General features: G+C 70.6%; 17 protein-coding genes. 1 reads left to right on the top strand and 16 read right to left on the bottom strand.

Annotated elements, in window-relative coordinates:
* Positions 1-7: 7 nt before the first annotated feature.
* From IE198_RS07970 to IE198_RS07955, 4 genes are read right to left on the bottom strand one after another with little or no spacing between them, the layout of a single operon-like run.
* On the bottom strand, positions 8-493 hold the full coding sequence (locus tag IE198_RS07970) for a GNAT family N-acetyltransferase (RefSeq protein ID WP_189884174.1): 486 nt from the start codon (positions 491-493) through the stop codon (positions 8-10).
* Positions 490-1431, bottom strand: coding sequence for an RluA family pseudouridine synthase (locus tag IE198_RS07965; protein ID WP_189884172.1), 942 nt, complete (start codon positions 1429-1431; stop codon positions 490-492). Before IE198_RS07965 ends, IE198_RS07970 begins: the two co-directional genes overlap by 4 nt.
* Before the next feature lie 17 nt (positions 1432-1448).
* The gene (gene lspA / locus IE198_RS07960; protein WP_189884170.1) at positions 1449-2009 is read right to left on the bottom strand and encodes a signal peptidase II; all 561 of its coding nucleotides are present in this window, start codon (positions 2007-2009) and stop codon (positions 1449-1451) included.
* A gap of 57 nt (positions 2010-2066) precedes the next feature.
* Positions 2067-3251, bottom strand: coding sequence for a TraR/DksA C4-type zinc finger protein (locus tag IE198_RS07955; protein WP_189884168.1), 1185 nt, complete (start codon positions 3249-3251; stop codon positions 2067-2069).
* A 558-nt stretch (positions 3252-3809) separates the two neighbouring features.
* On the opposite strand from IE198_RS07955, the gene ileS reads away from it, so the two are divergent.
* The gene (ileS, locus tag IE198_RS07950; RefSeq protein ID WP_189884166.1) at positions 3810-6986 is read left to right on the top strand and encodes an isoleucine--tRNA ligase; all 3177 of its coding nucleotides are present in this window, start codon (positions 3810-3812) and stop codon (positions 6984-6986) included.
* 511 nt (positions 6987-7497) lie between these two features.
* Here the strand turns inward: ileS and IE198_RS07945 are convergent.
* From IE198_RS07945 to IE198_RS07890, 12 genes are all read right to left on the bottom strand, one after another.
* A complete protein-coding gene (locus IE198_RS07945) occupies positions 7498-8592 on the bottom strand; it encodes a DivIVA domain-containing protein (RefSeq protein WP_189884164.1) in 1095 nt (364 codons plus the stop codon).
* 49 nt (positions 8593-8641) lie between these two features.
* Positions 8642-8938, bottom strand: a complete 297-nt coding sequence (locus tag IE198_RS07940; protein WP_005318710.1) for a YggT family protein — start codon at positions 8936-8938, stop codon at positions 8642-8644.
* Positions 8939-9006: 68 nt separating this feature from the next.
* The gene (locus IE198_RS07935) at positions 9007-9612 is read right to left on the bottom strand and encodes a cell division protein SepF (RefSeq protein WP_100106685.1); all 606 of its coding nucleotides are present in this window, start codon (positions 9610-9612) and stop codon (positions 9007-9009) included.
* A 124-nt stretch (positions 9613-9736) separates the two neighbouring features.
* Entirely contained in the window at positions 9737-10456 is a 720-nt protein-coding gene (locus IE198_RS07930) for a YggS family pyridoxal phosphate-dependent enzyme (protein ID WP_189884162.1), read from the bottom strand.
* Positions 10453-11202, bottom strand: coding sequence for a peptidoglycan editing factor PgeF (gene pgeF, locus IE198_RS07925; RefSeq protein ID WP_189884160.1), 750 nt, complete (start codon positions 11200-11202; stop codon positions 10453-10455). Before pgeF ends, IE198_RS07930 begins: the two co-directional genes overlap by 4 nt.
* Positions 11199-12410: a cell division protein FtsZ gene (ftsZ, locus tag IE198_RS07920; protein ID WP_189884158.1), complete on the bottom strand. Its 1212-nt coding sequence runs from the start codon at positions 12408-12410 to the stop codon at positions 11199-11201. The genes pgeF and ftsZ overlap by 4 nt, the downstream gene beginning before the upstream one ends.
* Positions 12411-12693: 283 nt before the next feature.
* Complete coding sequence (locus IE198_RS07915; RefSeq protein ID WP_189884156.1) at positions 12694-13518, bottom strand: cell division protein FtsQ/DivIB; 825 nt, start codon at positions 13516-13518, stop codon at positions 12694-12696.
* Between the two features lie 13 nt (positions 13519-13531).
* Positions 13532-14626, bottom strand: a complete 1095-nt coding sequence (gene murG / locus IE198_RS07910) for an undecaprenyldiphospho-muramoylpentapeptide beta-N-acetylglucosaminyltransferase (protein ID WP_189884155.1) — start codon at positions 14624-14626, stop codon at positions 13532-13534.
* Between the two features lie 6 nt (positions 14627-14632).
* Positions 14633-16009, bottom strand: a complete 1377-nt coding sequence (gene ftsW / locus IE198_RS07905; protein ID WP_189884400.1) for a putative lipid II flippase FtsW — start codon at positions 16007-16009, stop codon at positions 14633-14635.
* 616 nt (positions 16010-16625) lie between these two features.
* On the bottom strand, positions 16626-18053 hold the full coding sequence (gene murD / locus IE198_RS07900; protein WP_189884153.1) for a UDP-N-acetylmuramoyl-L-alanine--D-glutamate ligase: 1428 nt from the start codon (positions 18051-18053) through the stop codon (positions 16626-16628).
* Positions 18035-19105 carry a phospho-N-acetylmuramoyl-pentapeptide-transferase gene (gene mraY / locus IE198_RS07895; protein WP_100106693.1) on the bottom strand — a complete coding sequence of 357 codons (1071 nt, stop codon included), beginning with the start codon at positions 19103-19105 and terminating at the stop codon, positions 18035-18037. Before mraY ends, murD begins: the two co-directional genes overlap by 19 nt.
* Positions 19102-20505, bottom strand: a complete 1404-nt coding sequence (locus IE198_RS07890; protein ID WP_189884151.1) for a UDP-N-acetylmuramoyl-tripeptide--D-alanyl-D-alanine ligase — start codon at positions 20503-20505, stop codon at positions 19102-19104. The genes mraY and IE198_RS07890 overlap by 4 nt, the downstream gene beginning before the upstream one ends.
* Between the last annotated feature and the right edge of the window lies 1 nt (position 20506).

The following is a 20506-nucleotide window of genomic DNA, read 5'->3' as shown; positions in this document are numbered from 1 at the left end:
CGCGCGGTCAGGAAACGGGCAGCACCCGTCGCATCGCCAGATGCGGAATGCCCGCGTCCAGGAACTCGGCCCCGTACGCCGCGTACCCCAGCCGCTCGTAGAAACCCAGCGCATGGGTCTGCGCGTGCAGGTCGACCGCCGCGAGGCCCCGCGCGCGTGCCGCGTCCTCGATCGCCCGGACCAGTGCCGCGCCCACGCCGAGGCCGCGCGCCGCTCCCCTCACCGCGAGCCGGCCCAGTGAGCCGACCGTGAGGTCGCCGCCGGTCTTCCCGAGGGCCGATGCTCCGTGCAGCAACCGGCCGGTGCCGAGGGCCACACCGTCGGCGCCCACGGCGAGGACATGGATCGTGTCCGCGTCCTCGGCGTCGTAGCCGTCGTACTCGATGCCCTCCGGCACCTGCTGCTCTGCGACGAACACCTCCTTGCGGACCGCGAAGCACGCCTCACGGTCGGCGGTGCCGAGAGCGACCCGCACGCTGTAGGCAGCCGTCATGCGCTCTCCGCGGTGATCCGGTCCAGTGCCTGCTGGAGGTCGTCCGGGTAGCTGCTCTCGAACTCCACCCACTGGCCGTCCGACGGGTGCTCGAAGCCGAGGCGCACCGCGTGCAGCCACTGCCGGGCCAGACCGAGCCGCTTCGCCATCGTCGGGTCCGCGCCGTACGTCAGGTCCCCCACGCAGGGGTGGCGGTGCGCCGCCATGTGCACCCGGATCTGGTGGGTGCGGCCGGTCTCCAGCTTGATGTCGAGCAGCGACGCGGCGCGGAACGCCTCGATCAGGTCGTAGTGCGTCACCGACGGCTTGCCCTCCGCCGTGACCGCCCACTTGTAGTCGAGGTTCGGATGACGGCCGATGGGCGCGTCGATGGTGCCGCTCAGCGGATCCGGGTGGCCCTGCACCAGGGCGTGGTAGCGCTTGTCGACGACGCGGTCACGGAACTGCTGCTTCAGCAGGGTGTACGCACGCTCCGACTTGGCGACGACCATCAGCCCGGACGTGCCGACGTCGAGGCGGTGCACGATGCCCTGGCGCTCGGAGGCGCCCGACGTGGAGATGCGGTACCCGGCGGCGGCGAGCCCGCCGATGACGGTGGTGCCGGTCCACCCCGGGCTCGGATGCGCGGCCACACCGACCGGCTTGACGATCACGACGATGTCGTCGTCGTCGTGCACGATCTCCATGCCCTCGACCGGTTCCGCCACGATCTGCACCGGCGCGGGTGCCTGCGGCATCTCGACCTCGAGCCAGGCACCGCCGTGCACCCGCTCGGACTTGCCGACGACCGAGCCGTCGACCAGCACCTTCCCGGCGGCGGCCAGCTCGGCCGCCTTCGTACGGGAGAAGCCGAACATCCGGGAGATGGCGGCGTCCACACGCTCACCCTCCAGACCGTCGGGTACGGGCAGGGTGCGGATCTCGGGAATCGTACTCACCCGTCGAGTATGCCTTGTCAGTCCTTGTGGACCGTCCCGTCGGGGTCAAGGCCCTTGAAGGAGAGCAGCACGATCAGGACGCCGCCGCACACGATCGCGGAGTCGGCGAGGTTGAACACGGCGAAGTGCGCGGGCGCGATGAAGTCCACGACCGCGCCCTCGAAGACGCCGGGCGAACGGAAGATCCGGTCGGTCAGATTGCCGAGCGCCCCGCCCAGCAGCAGTCCGAGGGCGAGCGCCCAGGGACCGCTGTAGAGCTTGCGCGCCAGACGCACGATCACGACGATCACGGTCGCCGCGATGAAGGTGAAGATGATGGTGAAGGCCTCACCCATGCCGAACGCGGCGCCCGGGTTCCGTACCGCCTCGAACTTCAGCCAGTCGCCGATGATCTGGATCGGCTCGTGGTGCTCCAGCTTGGCCACCACGAGCAGCTTGCTGCCGAGGTCGAGCAGGTAGGCGACGAGGGCCACCGCGAACAGCATGGCGATCTTGCGCTTGCCCGTCGGCGGCTCGGCGGGCGCCGCAGCCTCGTCGTCAACATCTGGCGTACCGATGATGCGCTCCGCCTCTGCCACGTGAGTCCCTCAACCTAGGTGCCTGATTGGACGAGGGTACGGCACGCCTTCGCCCGATCAGCTCCTGCGCTCCTGCTTCTGTTTGCACTCGACGCACAGGGTCGCACGCGGGAAGGCCTGCATCCGGGCCTTTCCGATCGGCTTGCCACAGCTCTCGCAGAGACCGTACGTCCCGGTGTCGAGCCGCTGCAGCGCACGCTCGGTCTGCTCGAGCATCTCGCGGCCGTTCGCCGCAAGCGCCATCTCGTGCTCGCGCGTGATGTTCTTGGCGCCGGCGTCGGCCTCGTCGTCCCCGGCGCCGTCGCCGGAGTCCCGCATCAGGCCCGCGAGGGCGGCCTCGGAGGAGGTGATCTCGGCGTTCAGCCGGGCCGCCTCGCCCTCGAGCTCCGCCCGCGCCTCGTCGACCTCCTCCTGGGTCCACGGGTCCTCGCCCGGCCGTACCGCCAGCTCACCCGGCGGCGTCGTGGCCGCCGTACGGGCCGTGGACACCGCCACGGTGCTCCCGCCTGCGACTGATGCCCTACCCGCGGTCTTCTTCGCTGCCACCGTCCTGGCTCCTGTCTGCTTCGCGGCCTCGGCCGCCCCCTCGGCCGCGGGCGCGGCCCTCTTGGCGGCGGTCGCCTCGTCGACGACCTCCTTGGTGACCGGCCCGGGCGCCACGTCGGCCCCCGCCCCGGTCTTCTTCCCGGCCCTGCCGGGAGTGGTCTTCCTGACCGCCCCACCGGCCGTCTCTTCGCCCGCGGGCTTGCGGGCCGCCGCCTTCTTGGGCACCGCCTTCCTGGGCGCGGTCTTGCTGGGCGCCGTCTTCCTGGGGCCGGCCGGCTCGGCCGCGGACTTCTTGGCGGCCGTCTTCTTCGCCGCGGCCTTCTTGGACACCGTCCTCTCTGCCGCCGTCTTCTCTGCCGCCGTCCTCTCTGCCGCCGTCTTCTTCGCCGCGGCCTTCTTGGGCGCCGGTGCCGTGGGGCGCTCGGCGGCGGCGCTGCCGTGGGGCTGCCCCTTCGGGGCGGGCCTACTGGCCGCTGCCTTCTTCGTCGAGCCCGCCGCCGTCTTCCTCGAGGTCCGTGAGACACCACCGGTCGCCGGCTTCCCGGACGCTGTCTCCAAGGCTGTGGACGTCTTCGACGTGGACTTCCGGGGCGTGGTCGTCCTCCCGGGGGGCTCGTGGGTGGTCCTTCCGGACTTCGCTACCGCGGCGGCGGAACGCTCGGACGCCGTCGTGTCGGCAGTCTTCTTCGCCTCCATGGCCGCGGCCCCTTCACATATTGTGATCTTGCTCGCGAATCGTGCTGGGACGATAAATCGACCCCAGCCCCGCGGCAACGGGGCACGCCGCCGGTTGGGCCCGCCCCGGGCTGCGAGAAGCCGGGCCTGCATCCGTTGTGCCCAGCTCCCCGCCCAGTAATCCGCCCGGTGGCGTGCGTCGTGCCCGGTCGGGACCCGTGTGGCCATTCGGGTGGGCCGCGCCGCCGCCCGAAAAGCGGTCGGCCGGTCCTCGTAGGGCCCCGTACACTGGGCGCAGCGAAAGGCGTGGATGGGGACGAGTAGCGTCGTACGCAGCCATGAGCGACCCGGGGACGGTGAGAGCCCGGGGGCCGGCGCGACGTGAAGCATCACCCCGGAGCCGCCGGAAGAAAGCCGCGGAGACTGTGCCGCGGCCGGTAGAACCGGCATCGCGACCCCAATGAGGGGGCGGTGACCTGTGCACCGCCAAGGAGGGTGGTACCGCGGGAGCCGGCCGAACAGCATCGGCGCTCTCGTCCCTCCGACGGAAGAGAAGCTGTCCGCCGGAGGAGTTCGTAGATGACACCCCCCCAGTACCGTCAGGTGCCGGCTCAGGTCGACCTGCCCGCGCTCGAGCACGCCGTGCTCGACTTCTGGCGCGAGAGCAAGATCTTCGCCAAGAGCCTCGAGCAGTCCGAGGGCCGCCCCGAGTGGGTGTTCTACGAGGGCCCGCCCACGGCGAACGGCATGCCGGGCGCGCACCACATCGAGGCCCGCGTCTTCAAGGACGTCTTCCCCCGCTTCCGCACCATGCGCGGCTACCACGTGGCCCGCAAGGCCGGCTGGGACTGCCACGGTCTGCCGGTGGAGCTGGCCGTCGAGAAGGAGCTCGGGTTCTCCGGCAAGAAGGACATCGAGGCGTACGGCATCGCCGAGTTCAACGCGAAGTGCCGTGAGTCGGTGACCCGGCACACGGACGCGTTCGCCGAGCTGACGACGCGCATGGGCTACTGGGTCGACCTGGACGACGCCTACCGCACGATGGACCCGGACTACGTCCAGTCGGTGTGGTGGTCGCTCAAGGAGATCTTCAACAAGGGCCTGCTGGTCCAGGACCACCGTGTCGCCCCCTGGTGCCCGCGCTGCGGCACCGGCCTCTCGGACCACGAGCTGGCGCAGGGCTACGAGACGGTCGTCGACCCGTCCGTCTTCGTGCGCTTCCCGCTGACCTCCGGCCCGCTGGCGGGCGAGGCCGCGCTGCTGGTATGGACGACGACCCCCTGGACGCTGGTGTCCAACACGGCGGTCGCCGCCCACCCCGAGGTCACCTACGTCGTGGCGACGAACGGTGACGAGAAGCTGGTCGTCGCCGCGCCGCTGCTGGAGAAGGCGCTCGGCGAGGGCTGGGAGGTCACGGGCACGACGTTCACCGGTGCCGAGATGGAGCGCTGGACCTACCAGCGCCCCTTCGAGCTCGTCGAGTTCCCGGGCGTCAGCGGGGGGACCGACGGGCGCAGTCCCGCAGAGGCCCACTACGTCGTCAACGCCGACTATGTGACGACCGAGGACGGTACGGGTCTGGTCCACCAGTCCCCCGCCTTCGGTGAGGACGACCTCAAGGTCTGTCGCGCCTACGGCCTGCCGGTCGTCAACCCGGTCCGCCCCGACGGCACCTTCGAGGAGGACGTCCCGCTGGTCGGCGGCGTCTTCTTCAAGAAGGCCGACGAGGCGCTCACGGCCGACCTCCAGGCCCGCGGCCTGCTCTTCAAGCACATCCCGTACGAGCACAGCTACCCGCACTGCTGGCGCTGCCACACCGCCCTGCTCTACTACGCACAGCCGTCCTGGTACATCCGCACCACGGTGATCAAGGACCGGCTGCTCGCCGAGAACGAGGCAACCAACTGGTTCCCCGACTCGGTCAAGCAGGGCCGGTACGGGGACTGGCTGAACAACAACATCGACTGGGCCCTGTCCCGTAACCGCTACTGGGGCACGCCGCTGCCGATCTGGCGCTGCGAGGAGAAGCACCTCACCTGCGTCGGCTCACTCGCCGAGCTGTCGGAGCTGACCGGCACCGACCGGTCGGGGCTCGACCCGCACCGCCCGTACATCGACGAGGTCACCTTCGCCTGCCCGCACGACGGCTGCGGGCAGACCGCGACGCGCGTCCCGGAGGTCATCGACGCCTGGTACGACTCGGGTTCGATGCCGTTCGCGCAGTGGGGCTACCCGTACAAGAACAAGGAGATCTTCGAGAAGCGCTACCCGGCGCAGTTCATCTCCGAGGCCATCGACCAGACCCGCGGCTGGTTCTACACGCTGATGGCCGTCGGCACCCTGGTCTTCGACAAGTCGTCGTACGAGAACGTGGTCTGCCTCGGCCACATCCTCGCCGAGGACGGCCGCAAGATGTCCAAGCACCTGGGCAACATCCTGCAGCCGATCCCGTTGATGGACCAGCACGGCGCGGACGCGGTCCGCTGGTTCATGGCAGCCGGCGGCTCGCCGTGGGCCGCGCGGCGCGTGGGTCACGGCACGATCCAGGAGGTCGTGCGCAAGACGCTCCTCACGTACTGGAACACGGTGGCCTTCCAGGCCCTGTACGCCCGTACGTCCGGCTGGGCCCCCTCCGCCGCCGACCCGGCGCCGGCCGAGCGCACGGTCCTCGACCGCTGGCTGCTCTCCGAACTCCACGCGCTGGTCGACCAGGTCACCCAGGCAATGGAGGCGTACGACACCCAGCGCGCCGGCAAGCTGCTGTCCGCCTTCGTCGACGACCTCTCGAACTGGTACGTGCGCCGCTCGCGCCGTCGGTTCTGGCAGGGTGACGCGTCGGCGCTGCGGACCCTGCACGACGTGGTGGAGACGGTCACACGGCTCATGGCGCCGCTGACCCCGTTCATCACCGAGCGGGTCTGGCAGGACCTGGTCGCGCCCGTGGCCCCGGACGCGCCGGAGTCGGTGCACCTCGCCTCGTGGCCGGTCGCCGACCTGGACGCGATCGACCCGACACTGTCGTCCCAGATGGCGCTGGTGCGCCGCCTGGTCGAGCTGGGTCGTGCGACGCGTGCCGAATCCGGTGTGAAGACCCGCCAGCCGCTCTCCCGGGCGCTGGTCGCGGCGACCGGCTTCTCCTCGCTCTCCGAGGAACTGCAGGCGCAGATCACGGAGGAGCTGAACGTCTCGTCGCTGGCTTCCCTCTCCGAGGTCGGCGGCTCGCTGGTCGACACCACGGCCAAGGCCAACTTCCGGGCGCTCGGCAAGCGCTTCGGCAAGGGCGTGCAGGACGTGGCCAAGGCGGTCGCGGCGGCGGACGCTGCCGCGCTGTCCCTGGCGCTGCGCTCCGGCGAGGCGACGCTGGAGGTGGGCGGCCAGACGATCACGCTCTCCCCGGAGGAGGTCATCATCACGGAGACCCCACGGGAGGGCTGGTCGGTCGCCTCCGACTCGGGCGCGACGGTCGCCCTCGACCTGGAGATCACGGAGGAACTGCGGCGGGCCGGTCTGGCCCGTGACGCGATCCGTCTCATCCAGGAGGCCCGCAAGAACAGTGGCCTGGACGTGGCGGACCGGATCGCCCTGCGGTGGTCCTCCGAGGACCCCGAGGTCGCCTCGGCGCTCTCCGAGCACGCGTCGCTGATCGCGGACGAGGTGCTGGCCACGGACTTTGCGACCGGGGAGGCCGACGGGTCGTACGGCGACCCGTTCACGGACGACGGCCTGTCGCTGACATTCCGCCTGCGCAAGGCGTAACGCGCGGCGAGCACGCCGGCGCACCGGGCCCGGCCATGGGTGGCCGGGCCCGCTGTCTTCTCCCCGCCCCTTCCCGACCGGGGTGAGCCCCGGACCCCGTACCGCGCTTCGCACGGTGTTCCGGGGGCTCCGCCCCCGCTCCCCGGCGGCTCAATCGCCGGCGGGGCTGATTTCGCTGCGCGTCAGCCCGTCCTGGGCACTCCTCCTACCCCTGACGGCGTGGGAGGCACCCGCACCCACGGCGGCCGCTGGGCCGTAGGGGAGCTTGAGGACACCGCCCAAAGCGCGGTACGGGGTCCGGGGGAAGAGCCCCGAGCAACCCCCCGAAGGGGCCTGCGGGGCCCGGGGCTTGCCCGGGATCGGGAAGGGGCGGGGAGGGGAACCGCTCCGCGCAGCGGCCGGCCCCCACCCGCGCCGGCACGCGCAAAGGGCCGGGCCCTGGACGTGGAACACGTCCAGGGCCCGGCCCCGCAGTCTGCCGACGGCTACGCGCGCTCCGCGCGCAGCGCCGTCAGTTGTCGTCCTCGTCGATCAGGAAGCCCCGCATCGGCGACGGTGCCTGCTGCATCGGCTGCGGCGCCTGCGGCCGCACCGGTGCCATCGGCTGGGTCATCGCCGGGGACATCTGCTGCTGGCCGCCGTAGGACGGACCGGACGGCGAGGGGCCGCCGTGGCCGCCCATCGTCTGACCGCCGCCGTAGGACGGGGCGCTCGCGCCTGCCGGGGCCATGGAAGGCGCCGGGGACGGCGGCAGCGACGCGGCCGCCGGGGAGCGCGGCGGGGCCAGGGAGTCGTCCGCCTGGGTCTCCAGCTGGCGCAGCTGGCTCTCCAGGTAGGACTTCAGCCGGGTCCGGTACTCGCGCTCGAAGCCCCGCAGGTCCTCGACCTTGCGCTCCAGCGTGGCGCGCGCGGACTCGAGGGAGCCCATGGCGACGCGGTGCTTCTCCTGGGCGTCCCGCTCAAGGGCGTCGGCCTTGGCGCGGGCGTCCCGCTCGAGGCCCTCGGCGCGCGAACGCGCCTCGCCGACGATCTTGTTGGCCTCGGAACGGGCCTCGGCGATCGCCTGGTCGGCGGTCTGCTGGGCCAGCGAGAGGACACGCGCGGCGCTGTCGCCGCCGGGAGCCTGGCCCATCGGACCGGGACCCTGCGGGCCACCGTGACCCATGGGGCCGCCCATCGGGCCGCCCATGGGTCCGCCCTGCATCGGGCCGGGGCCCATCGGGCCGCCCGGGCCCTGCGGGCCGCCGTGGCTGGGACCGGCCGGCAGCTGAGGGGCCCCACCGGGCAGCTGGGGCGGACCCATCTGCGGGGGCTGCTGCTGGACCGGGGGTCCCGATATGGCGGCAGGCACCGGTGCGCCGGGTCCGCCCGGGCCACGGCCGTCCTGTGGCTCGGGAGGTTTGCGCATGCCCTGCTGCTGGTTCTGCGCGGCCGCACGGGTCGCCGCGGCCAGCTTCGCGCGCAGGTCCTCGTTCTCGCGGAGCAGACGGGTCAGCTCGGACTCGACCTCGTCGAGGAAGGCATCGACCTCGTCCTCGTCGTAGCCTTCTCGGAGGCGGACGGTCGTGAACTGCTTGTTCCGCACGTCCTCGGGAGTCAGCGGCATCTCTTCTTCACCTCTACGTAGTCGTCGGCAGTCGGCAGGACCGTATCGCTCACATCGAGTTCCCCAAGCCGCGCACGATGGAGATCAGGATGTAGACGATGATCATCAGAACGAAGAAGGACAGGTCGAGTGCCACGCCCCCGAGACGCAACGGCGGGATGAATCGCCGCAGAAGCTTGAGCGGTGGATCGGTGACAGTGTAGGTGGCCTCAAGAACGACCACCATCGCCTTGCCGGGTTGCCATGAACGGGCGAACTGGAAGACGTAGTCCATGACGAGCCGGAAGATCAGCACGACAAGGAAGCACATCAGCGCGATGTAGACCACATCCAGTGCGACGCCCATCCCGCGCTTCCCTCTCCCCTGGCTCTCGTGTCACCGGCCGTACGGCCGGTCGTTCCCGGTGTCTTTTCTCAGCTCTGGTTGAAGAACCCGCCCTCTGCGATGCGGGCCTTGTCTTCCGCCGTGACATCGACGTTAGCAGGCGACAACAGGAACACCTTCTGCGTCACTCGCTCAATGCTGCCATGCAGACCGAAGACGAGTCCCGCGGCAAAGTCGACAAGTCGCTTCGCGTCCGTATCGTCCATCTCCGTGAGGTTCATGATCACGGGGGTGCCTTCGCGGAAGTGTTCCCCGATGGTACGGGCCTCGTTGTAGGTCCGCGGATGCAGTGTGGTGATGCGGTAGGGCTCCCGCTCGGACACGACCTTGGGCATGATCACCGGTGCGTTCTTCTCCATGCTCGGGCGTTCAGGTGTGATGGATGCCACGGGGGCGATCCGTGCCGGACGACCACTGTCGATCGGAAGGGCGACGGGCTCACGCTGCGCCGGCGGCGCCGCCACCCGCACCGGCTCCTCGCGCTCCATCTGACGTGGGGGCGTGTGCCGCCGATGCTCCCGCTCGGGCTCCGGCTCGGGTTCGAAGTCGTCATCGGGGTCGAAACCCCGGCCGTCGTACCCATCGTCCTCCACGAGGCCGAGGTAGACCGCCATCTTGCGCATCGCGCCGGCCATTCTCTGAGTCCTCCGCTCTGTGGTGGATCGGCATTCGTCACCAAGTGCCCGCGATCCACTCGGTCTGCCCGCTTTGTGCAGGAATGACCATATTTTCTACTGTGGTCCGACTTGCTTCGCGACGTTACCCGAGCCGGGGGCGGACTCCGAGTACCGCCGTACCGACGCGCACATGTGTCGCTCCCGCCGCCACGGCCTGCTCGAGGTCCGCACTCATCCCTGCTGACACCATGTTCGCAGCCGGATGGGCCGCGCGCAGGCCGGATGAGAATTCCATCAGCCGCTCGAACACCGCCTGTTGCCGTCCCGCGTACGGTCCGGCGAGCGGCGCGACGGTCATCAGCCCGTCGAGCCGCAGTCCCGGTGAGCCGGCCACCGCCGCGGCCAACTCCTCGATCCCGTCCGGCGCGATCCCGCCCCGGGCCCCCTGCTGCCCCGACTCCGCGTCGAGCGCGACCTGGATCAGGCAGCCGAGCTCCCGCTCCGCCCGTACTGCGGCGGCCGAAAGGGCGGAAACGAGCTTCGGCCGGTCGACGGACTGCACCACATCGGCATAACTCGCGACAGAACGGACCTTGTTGGTCTGCAATTGACCGACGAAATGCCAGTGAAGGTTCAGATCCGTGCATGCGGCCGCCTTGGGAGCCGCGTCCTGATCGCGGTTCTCCGCCACATGACGCACACCGAGTTCATGGAGGATGCGCACATCGCTCGCCGGATAGGTCTTGGTGACCACGATGAGCGTCACCTCCTCCCGGGCACGGCCCGCTGCCGCACAGGCGGCGGCGATACGTTCCTCCACCGCGGCCAGGTTCCCGGCGAGTTCGGTTCTCCGGTCGGTCATGAAGTGTCCCGGTCCTCCAGCCAGACGTATCCGGCGAGCCGCCCGGTGGTGCGGTCACGGCGGTACGAGTAGTGGTCACGCGATTCGAGGGTGCAGACCGGCGACTTCCGGCGGTCGCGGACCCCGAGCGCCTCGAGCTGGGCGTGCACCCCCGCCGTGACGTCGACGGCCGGGGTGCCCCAGCTGGTCTCCGACCAGGCGGCGGGCTCGACGGCGGCCACTTCCGACCGCATCTGCTCGGGTACTTCATAACAACGACCGCAAACGGACGGTCCCGTACGGGCGATGATGCGTTCCGGCTCGGCGCCCAGCTTCCGCATCGCCTCGACGACGGCGGGCACGACGCCCGCGACCATTCCGGGGCGTCCAGCGTGTGCCGCACCCACGACCGAGGCGACCGGGTCGGCGAGCAGGACCGGGGTGCAGTCGGCGGTGAGCACCGCGAGGGCGAGGCCGCGCCGCGCGGTGACGAGTGCGTCGACCTCCAGGGCCCTGCCGTCCCCCCAGGGCCCGGTCACCTCGGCCACGTCGTTGCCGTGGACCTGGTTCATCCAGACCACCTGGGCGGGGTCGAGTCCCAAGGACTTGGCCGCGATCGCACGGTTGGCCAGCACGGCCTCCGGGTCGTCCCCGACGGCGCCGCCGAGGTTCAGCTCCTCGTACGGAACGGCGCTCACCCCGCCCCACCTGTCGGTGAAGGCGAAGTGCGCGCCGCTCTCGTCTATCGCGTCGTGCTGCACTGTCACTTCAGGAAGTCCGGGACATCCAGCTCTTCCGCCTGGCTGTCCGGGTACGGACGGGCCGGCGGGACCTGCGCCGACCCGGACGACGAGCCCAGGTCGCTCGCGACCGGGGCCGGCTCGACGGAGGTGGGCTCCTCGCGAACCGGTACGGTGCCGAGGCCGCCGGCCGGGCGGGGGCTGTCGGCGCCGCGGGCCGGGGTGGAGGTCTGCTCCTCGCGCTTGGCGGACGCGGAGCCGATCACGTTCTCCCGGCGGGCGGGCGGCTGACCGCCGTCGAAGCCGGCCGCGATCACGGTGACCCGGACCTCGTCGCCGAGCGCGTCGTCGATGACGGCACCGAAGATGATGTTGGCCTCGGGGTGGGCGGCCTCGCTGACCAGCTGGGCGGCCTCGTTGATCTCGAACAGGCCGAGGTCGCTGCCGCCGGAGATGGAGAGCAGCACACCGCGGGCGCCGTCGATGGACGCCTCGAGCAGCGGCGAGGAGATGGCCATCTCGGCCGCGGCCACCGCGCGGTCGTCGCCCCGGGCGGAGCCGATGCCCATGAGGGCGGAGCCGGCCTCGGACATCACGGACTTGACGTCGGCGAAGTCGAGGTTGATCAGACCGGGGGTGGTGATGAGGTCCGTGATTCCCTGGACACCCGACAGCAGCACCTGGTCGGCGGACTTGAACGCGTCGAGGACGCTGACCTGGCGGTCCGAGATGGACAGCAGCCGATCGTTGGGAATGACGATGAGGGTGTCGACCTCTTCGCGGAGCTCGGCGATGCCGTCCTCCGCCTGGTTCGCGCGCCTGCGGCCCTCGAAGGTGAACGGGCGGGTGACCACGCCGATCGTCAGGGCACCCAGCGAACGGGCGATGTTGGCGACGACGGGCGCGCCGCCGGTGCCGGTGCCGCCGCCTTCACCGGCGGTGACGAAGACCATGTCGGCCCCCTTGAGGACCTCCTCGATCTCCTCGCGGTGGTCCTCTGCCGCCTTGCGACCGACTGCCGGATTCGCTCCGGCGCCGAGGCCTCGGGTCAGTTCGCGGCCGACGTCGAGCTTGACGTCGGCGTCGCTCATCAACAGCGCCTGGGCGTCCGTGTTGATAGCGATGAACTCGACGCCCTTGAGACCGACCTCGATCATTCGGTTGATGGCATTGACACCACCGCCGCCGACACCGATGACCTTGATGACTGCGAGGTAGTTCTGCGGTGCTGCCACGTCGAAGGCCTCTCGCCTCGAGTTACGTGTCGCCGCCGCGCGGGCCGCGCTGCGACGACTGATGTCGAATTGGGACGGCCCGACCAGCCGGCTGCCGACCCGAACCCTAACGCTGAAGTTTAGGGTTACCAGTGTGTCTGTTCCCTGGACTCTTCCGAACAGGACACTAAGTCGACAAGTGGCGCCCGTTCAACGAACACGCCGAACCTCCCGTTTTTCTTTTCACCCTATGTGATCACGCACAGCCGTGACCAACCAGGGTGCTGGCCAGCACGGATGAGCGTCAACTCCCGGACGTGGCAGGCGCGCTGGGCGCACTCACATCGAAGTACCCGGCCTTCGGAGCTGCTTTCATGAGTGCCTCGAGTGCGCGGGCCTTCGCCTCCCCCGCCTCGGAGCTGCCCCACACCACGGTGCGATTGCCGCTCAACTTCAGGGAGATGTAGTCGTACGAGACTACTTTCATACTCTTCAGATCGGCGGTGACTTTCGGGGGCAGATCGCCTTGGACCCGGACCGCCTCCGCGAGCAGCCGGTCCGGGCCGAATCGCTTCAGGCTCGGCGAGCGGTCAACTTCGAGCCGGAGCAGGGGAACATCCTTCGGCGCCTTGACGACCGTGGCGAACCGGACTCCGTCCGCGTCCACTTCGACGAACTTTTCGCCCTTTTCGAGCAGCAGGACCGGCTTTCGTTCGATGACGACCAGTTCGATGCCGTGCGGCCACGCCCGCCCGACTTCGACCGAGTCGATACGCGGCAGTGCCCGCACCAGCCGGGCCTCGACGGCGTCCGTGTCGACCGAGACGAGCGGCTCCCCGATCGGCACCTTCGCCGCGGCCTCCACCTCGGCCGGGGTGAGCACGTCCGTGCCGGTGGTCTCCACGTGTTCGGCGCGCAGCCACGAGGAGCCGTAGAGCAGCCAGAGGACACCGGCGACGAGCAGGAGCGCGGCGAGGGCGATCAGCAGGAAGCGGGGCCCGGGCCGCCGGAAGCGGCCGGGGGGCGTGTCCACCCGGGACGGACGGCCCTTGCCGTCCGCCCCGTTCGGTCCGTCCGGCCCGCCGGAGGGGCCCGGCGTACTGCGTTTCGCGGTGGTCGGTCCGGCCACGCTCCCTGCCTTCTCACGCCTTGCGGCGTGCAGCAATCGCCTCGTACACCATTCCGACGAGCAGGTCGTCGGCGTCCCTGCGGCCGAATTCGGCGGCCGCACGCGACATCTCGTACAGCCGGTGCGGATCGGCGAGCACCGGAAGGACGTTGCCATGGACCCACTCGGGGGTCAGCTCGGCGTCGTCGACCAGCAGTCCGCCGCCGGCCTTCACCACCGGCTGGGCGTTGAGCCGCTGTTCGCCGTTGCCGATCGGCAGCGGCACGTAAGCGGCGGGCAGGCCCACGGCGGAGAGTTCGGCGACGGTCATCGCGCCCGCACGGCAGAGCATCATGTCGGCGGCGGCGTACGCGAGATCCATCCGGTCCACGTACGGTACCGGCACATAGGGCGGCATGCCGGGCATGTTGTCCACGCGCGGCACTTCGTTCTTCGGTCCGACCGCGTGCAGGATCTGGATTCCGGAGCGCTGGAGCACCGGGGCGATCTGCTGGGTCACCTCGTTGAGGCGGCGGGCTCCCTGCGAGCCGCCGGAGACCAGCAGCGTCGGCAGATTGGGGTCGAGACCGAAGGCCGCGCGCGCCTCGGGGCGGACCCTGGCGCGGTCGAGCGTCGCGATGGTGTGACGCAGCGGGATGCCGATGTAGCGGGCACCTCGCAGCTTGCTGTCGGGGGTGGCGACGGCGACTCCGGCGGCGTACCGCGAACCGATCTTGTTGGCCAGACCGGGGCGGGCGTTGGCCTCGTGGATGACGATCGGCACGCCGAGGCGCTTGGCGGCGAGATAGCCGGGCAGCGCCACATAACCGCCGAAACCGACGACGCAGTCCGCCTTCGTACGGGCGAGGATCTGCTCCGCGGCCTTGATGGTGCCGCGCAGCCGCCCCGGGACGGTGATCAGTTCCGGGGTGGGCTTGCGCGGCAGCGGGACGGCGGGGATGAGCGCCAGTTCGTAGCCGCGCTCCGGCACGAGCCGGGTCTCGAGGCCGCGCTCCGTACCGAGGGCCGTGATGCCCACGGTCGGGTCCTGCCTGCGCAGGGCGTCCGCGAGGGCGAGCGCGGGCTCGATATGGCCGGCGGTCCCCCCACCGGCGAGTACGACATGCACCGAAATTCACCGCTCTCCGGACGGACGCTTCTTGACGCGCCGTCTCATCGACTTCCATCTCACCCCGGGCCTCCGCACGGCCAGGGCAGCCTTCGCCGCGGGTTCCTCTCGCGCGAAGGCGATCAGCAGCCCGACGGCGAACATCGTCGGCAGCAGAGCGGACCCTCCGTAGGAGAACAGCGGCAGCGGGACGCCGGCGATCGGCAGCAGACCGAGCACCGCACCGATGTTGACCATGGCCTGAGCCGTGATCCACGTGGTGACGCCTCCCGCCGCGTACCTCACGAAGGGGTCCTCCGTGCGTCCGGCGACGCGGATACCCGCATAGCCTAGAGCCGCGAACAGAGCGAGCACCGACAGCGTCCCCGCCAGGCCCAGTTCCTCCCCGGCGATGGCGAAGATGAAGTCAGTATGCGGTTCGGGTAGTTGGCCCCATTTTTCCACACTTGCACCGAGGCCGGAACCGAACCATCCGCCTGAGGCAAGAGCATAGATGCCGTGCACTGCCTGCCAGCACTCGCCTTCCGGACCGAGGTCGATCGCCCCGATGCACTCGAGCCGGGACATCCGGTTCTCGCTGGTCCTGATCAGCATCAGCCCTCCGAACCCGGCGATGCAGAGCACCCCGCCGAAGAGCCGGGTCGGCGCCCCCGCGAGCCACAGCAGACCGAACAGGATCGCGGTCAGGATGATCGCCGTGCCCATGTCGCCACCGAGCATGATCAGGCCGAGCAGGAGGAAGGCGACGGGGACGAGCGGGACCAGCAGGTGCTTCCACTGGGTCAGCAGCCGCCGGTCCTGCTTGCGGGCCAGCAGGTCGGCACCCCACAGGATCAGGGCGAGTTTGCCGAATTCACTGGGCTGCAGCTGGAACGGGCCGCCGAGATAGATCCAGTTCTGGTTGCCGTTGACCGCATGCCCTATCCCCGGGACCTGGACCAGCACCATCAGGAAGACGGTGACCATCAGGAGCGGGTAGGCCAGGGCCCGGTGCAGCTTCACCGGCATACGGGAGGCGACCAGCAGGAGGACCGTGCCGATGATCGCGGCGACGAACTGCTTCTGGAAGAAGTACGAGGCGGGCAGCGAGTACTCCAGCGCCTGGATCATCGACGCGGAGTAGACCATGACGAGACCGAGCACGGTGATCAGCAGGCTGCTGCCCAGGATCAGGTAGTACGCGGTGAGCGGGCGGTCCCAGGCCCTGCGCGCCTGCTCGTACAGCCGCCGCGGCCCGCGAGGTCCCTTGGGACCGCGGGATGCGCTCGGCACCCGCGTCCCACCGCCCCGCACGCCGGACGCCCGGCGCGTCTCCCCCCCGACCCGGCTCCGCAGCGCGATGCCGGCTCCGCCGGTGAGGGCGGGTACGCGCCCTGCGGGCATGATGCCGGCCGCCCCGGCGAGGGCGGGCACCGGGCCTGCGGGCAAGAGCCCGGCGATCCACGCCCCTGCGACGCGTACCGCGCCCCCGGCGGCGGCTGCCAGGCCCGGCGCACGGCGACGAGGTGCCGGGGCCACGCCCCGGGCGGCGCCGCCGCCGTAGCCGTGCGCGACGGGCCGACTGCGCGGGCCCTGCCGGACCCAGGACCCCGCCCTGCCGACGCGCCCTGGGGCCACCGGAGCAACGCTCCGGTGCACGACGCAGCCGTCGGCGCGCGGCGCGGCCGTCCCGGCGGTGTCGGGGGCCGCCGGGGCGGCAGAGGCACCCACCGGGGGCGGCGGAGCCGTCCGCCCGCCGTCGGCCGCTTCCCTGGCCGCGGGCGCACGGCCCGGCGGTACGGAAGAAACATCCACGGTCGTCCGCGCCGCGGCCTCGGTGGTGTGCGGGGCCGCCGCGGGACGTGCGGGCTCCGGGGTGGTGCGGGCCGGCCGGCGGGGCGGCGGGGCGGCCCCGGCGGCGGGGACAGGGAGGGTGTCTCCCGGGCCCAGGGGCCCGTCGGTGGGCGGCATGGTTGCTGTCCCTCCAGTCGTGCCCGGCACCTGCCGGACCTCGCGGCTGTCAGGCGTGCTCGTCGGCGAGGGCCCGGACCGCTTCCGCGAAGGCCTCGCCCCGCTTGTTGTAGTTGGTGAACATGTCCATCGAGGCGCAGGCCGGTGCCAGTAGCACCGTGTCTCCGGGCCGGGCGAGCGAGGCCGCCTCCCGTACCGCCGCGGACATCGCCCCAGTGTCGGTCCGCTCGAGGTCGACGACCGGGACCTCGGGCGCGTGTCGCGCGAGGGCTTCGCGGATCAGGGCGCGGTCGGCCCCGATGAGGACGACGCCCCGCAGCCGCTTCGCCGAGGCCGTGACCAGCTCGTCGAAGGTGGCGCCCTTGGCAAGTCCCCCGGCGATCCACACGATCGGCTCGTACGCGGCCAGAGAGGCCTCCGCGGCGTGCGTGTTGGTCGCCTTGGAGTCGTCGATGTACGCGACGCCCGCCACGTCCGCGACGTGCTCGATGCGGTGCGGGTCGGGCCGGAAGGCGCGCAGTCCGTCCCGTACCGCGGCCGGCTCGACACCGAAGGCGCGGGCCAGCGCGGCGGCCGCAAGGGCGTTGGCGATGTTGTGCGGCGCCGGCGGGTTGACGTCGGCGACCTCTGCGAGCTCCTGCGCCTGCTTCTGGCGGTCCACCACGAACGCCCGGTCGACCAGGAGGCCTTCCACGATGCCGAGTTGGGACGGCGCAGGCGTGCCGAGCGTGAAGCCGACGGCTCGGCAGCCCTCCTCGACGTCCGCCGCGCGGACCAGCTCCTCGGTCGCCGGGTCGGCGACGTTGTAGACGCAGGCGACTGTGTTGCCCTCGTAGATACGGCCCTTGTCCGCGGCGTACGCCGCCATGGAGCCGTGCCAGTCGAGGTGGTCGGGCGCGAGGTTGAGCACGGCCGCGGAGTGGGCGCGCAGGGAGGGCGCCCAGTGCAACTGGTAGCTGGAGAGCTCGACGGCGAGCACGTCGTACTGCTCGTCGCCGAGGACTACGTCGACGATCGGTGTGCCGATGTTGCCGATCGCGGCCGTCCGCAGGCCGGCCGCCGTGAGGATCGAGGCGAGCATCCGGGTGGTCGTCGTCTTGCCGTTGGTGCCGGTGATCGCCAGCCACGGCGCCGCTTCCGGGCCGCGCAGCCGCCACGCGATCTCGACGTCGCCGACGACGTCGACACCGGCGGCCGCCGCCGCGGCGAAGAGCGGGCTGGACGGCTTCCAGCCGGGCGAGGTGACCACCAGGTCGGTACCGGCCGGCAGGGTCTCTGCGTCACCCAGGCGCACGGCGATGCCCAGTTGGGCCATCTCGGCGGCGCGCGCCGCGTGCGCCTCACCGGATCCGCCGTCCACGACGGTGACCTTCGCGCCGAGCCCGGCCAGGGCGCGCGCGGCACTGATGCCGCTCACTCCGAGGCCGGCGACGGTGACGTTCCTGCCCTGCCAGTCGCTCACTTGTCGGCTGCCCATCCCGCGTAGAAGAGCCCGAGACCCACGATCACGCACATGCCCTGGATGATCCAGAACCGGACCACCACAAGGACTTCGGACCACCCCTTGAGTTCGAAGTGGTGCTGCAGCGGCGCCATCCTGAAGACCCGCTTGCCGGTCATCTTGAAGGAACCGACCTGGATCACCACGGACATGGTGATGAGGACGAACAGCCCGCCGAGGAGGGCGAGCAGGAACTCCGTACGGGAGCAGATCGCGAGGCCCGCGAGCGCGCCGCCCAGGGCGAGCGAGCCGGTGTCGCCCATGAAGATCTTGGCGGGTGACGTGTTCCACCACAGGAAGCCGAAGCAGGAGCCCATCAGCGCGGACGCCACGACCGCGAGGTCGAGCGGATCACGTACCTCGAAGCAGGCGTTGGGGTTGGTCAGGGTCAGCGCGTTGGCGCAGGACTCCTGGAACTGCCACAGCCCGATGAAGGTGTACGCACCGAAGACCATCACCGACGCACCGGTGGCCAGGCCGTCCAGACCGTCCGTCAGGTTCACGCCGTTCGACATCGCGAGAATCATGAACAGCGCCCAGACGACGAACAGCACCGGGCCGATCGACCAGCCGAAGTCGGTGATGAACGACAGCTTGGTGGAGGCGGGGGTGAGACCCCGCAGGTCTGCGAACTGCAGTGACAGCACGGCGAAGGCGATGCCGACGATCAGCTGTCCGGCCATCTTCGCCTTGGCCCGCAGACCGAGCGACCGCTGCTTGACGATCTTGATGTAGTCGTCGAGGAAGCCGACCAGGCCCATGCCGGCCATCAGGAAGAGCACCAGGACACCCGAGAAGGTCGGGTCCTCACCGGTGATCACCTTGGCGAGCGCGTACGCGATGAGTGTGGCGAGGATGAAGGAGATGCCGCCCATGGTGGGCGTGCCCTTCTTGCTGCCGTGGGTGCGTGGGCCGTCGTCGCGGATGAACTGCCCGTATCCCTTGCGGGCCAGCAGCTTGATCAGCAGCGGGGTACCGATCAGCGTCAGGAAGAGACCGATGGCTCCCGCGAAGAGGATCTGCCTCATCGGACGGCACCCTCACCCTCGAAGCCCTCGAGCAGAGCCTGTGCGATCCGCTCCAGACCGACCGACCGGGAAGCCTTCACCAGCACGACGTCTCCCGGGCGCAGCTCACTGCGCAACAGGTCGACCGCCGCCTGCGCGTCGGACACGTGCACCGACTCCTCACCCCACGAACCCTCGTTGTATGCGCCCAGTTGCATCCAGGACGCTTCCCTGCCCCCGACCGCGACGAGCTTGCCGACGTTGAGCCGGACGGCGAGCCGTCCGACCGCGTCGTGCTCGACGAGTGCCTCGTCACCGAGCTCGGCCATCTGGCCGAGCACCGCCCACGTACGGCGCCCCTTGCCCATGGCGGCCAGTGCACGCAGTGCGGCACGCATGGACTCGGGGTTCGCGTTGTAGGCGTCGTTGACGACCGTCACGCCGTCCGGACGCTCCGTGACCTCCATCCGCCAGCGGGAGAGGGTGCCGGCTTCGGAGAGCGCCAGGGCGATCTCGTCGGCGGGCATGTCCAGCTCATGGGCGACGGCGGCCGCGGCGAGCGCGTTCGACACGTGGTGCTCACCGTACAGCCGCATGGTCACGTCACTGCACCCGGTGGGTGTGTGGAGCGTGAAGGTGGGTTGTCCGTGCTCCGTGAGCCGGACATTCTCGGCACGTACGGCGGCGTCGTCGGCCTCCCCGAACAGCAGCACACGGGCTTCGGTACGGGATGCCATGGCGCGGACCAGCGGGTCGTCCGCGTTGAGCACGGCGACGCCGTCCTTCGGCAGCGACTCGACGAGTTCGCCCTTGGCCTGCGCGATCTGCTCGCGGCCGCCGAACTCGCCGATGTGTGCGGTGCCGACGTTCAGCACGAGGCCGATCCGGGGCGGGGTCAGTCCGGTGAGGTAGCGAATATGGCCGATTCCGCGCGCTCCCATCTCCAGCACCAGGTGCTGGGTGTCCTGGGTGGCACGCAACGCGGTGAGGGGCAGGCCGATCTCGTTGTTGAGGGAACCGGGTGTCCAGACAGTGGGTGCCTTGCGCTGGAGCACCTGTGCGATCAGGTCCTTGGTGCTGGTCTTCCCGGCCGAGCCGGTGAGCGCGACGACCTTGGTGCCGAGGCGTTCGACGACGGCGCGCGCCAGGCGTCCCAAGGCGTTCTGCACGTCGTCGACGACGATGGCGGGCACCCCGAGGGGGCGGGTGGCCAGTACGGCCACAGCGCCCTCGGCCACCGCGCGCTCCGCGTAGTCGTGGCCGTCGACGTTCTCGCCCCGGAAGGCGGCGAACAGGCTGCCGGGTTCCACCGCGCGGGAGTCGATCACGACGGGGCCGGTGACGAGGGTGGCCGGATCCGGTATGTCGTGGGACTGCCCGCCGACGATTTCGGCGATCTCGGCGAGGGAGAGGGCGATCACT

The sequence above is a fragment of the Streptomyces xantholiticus genome, from assembly GCF_014651015.1.
Lineage (GTDB): Bacteria > Actinomycetota > Actinomycetes > Streptomycetales > Streptomycetaceae > Streptomyces > Streptomyces xantholiticus.
This window is presented reverse-complemented; position numbering and strand designations above follow the sequence as displayed.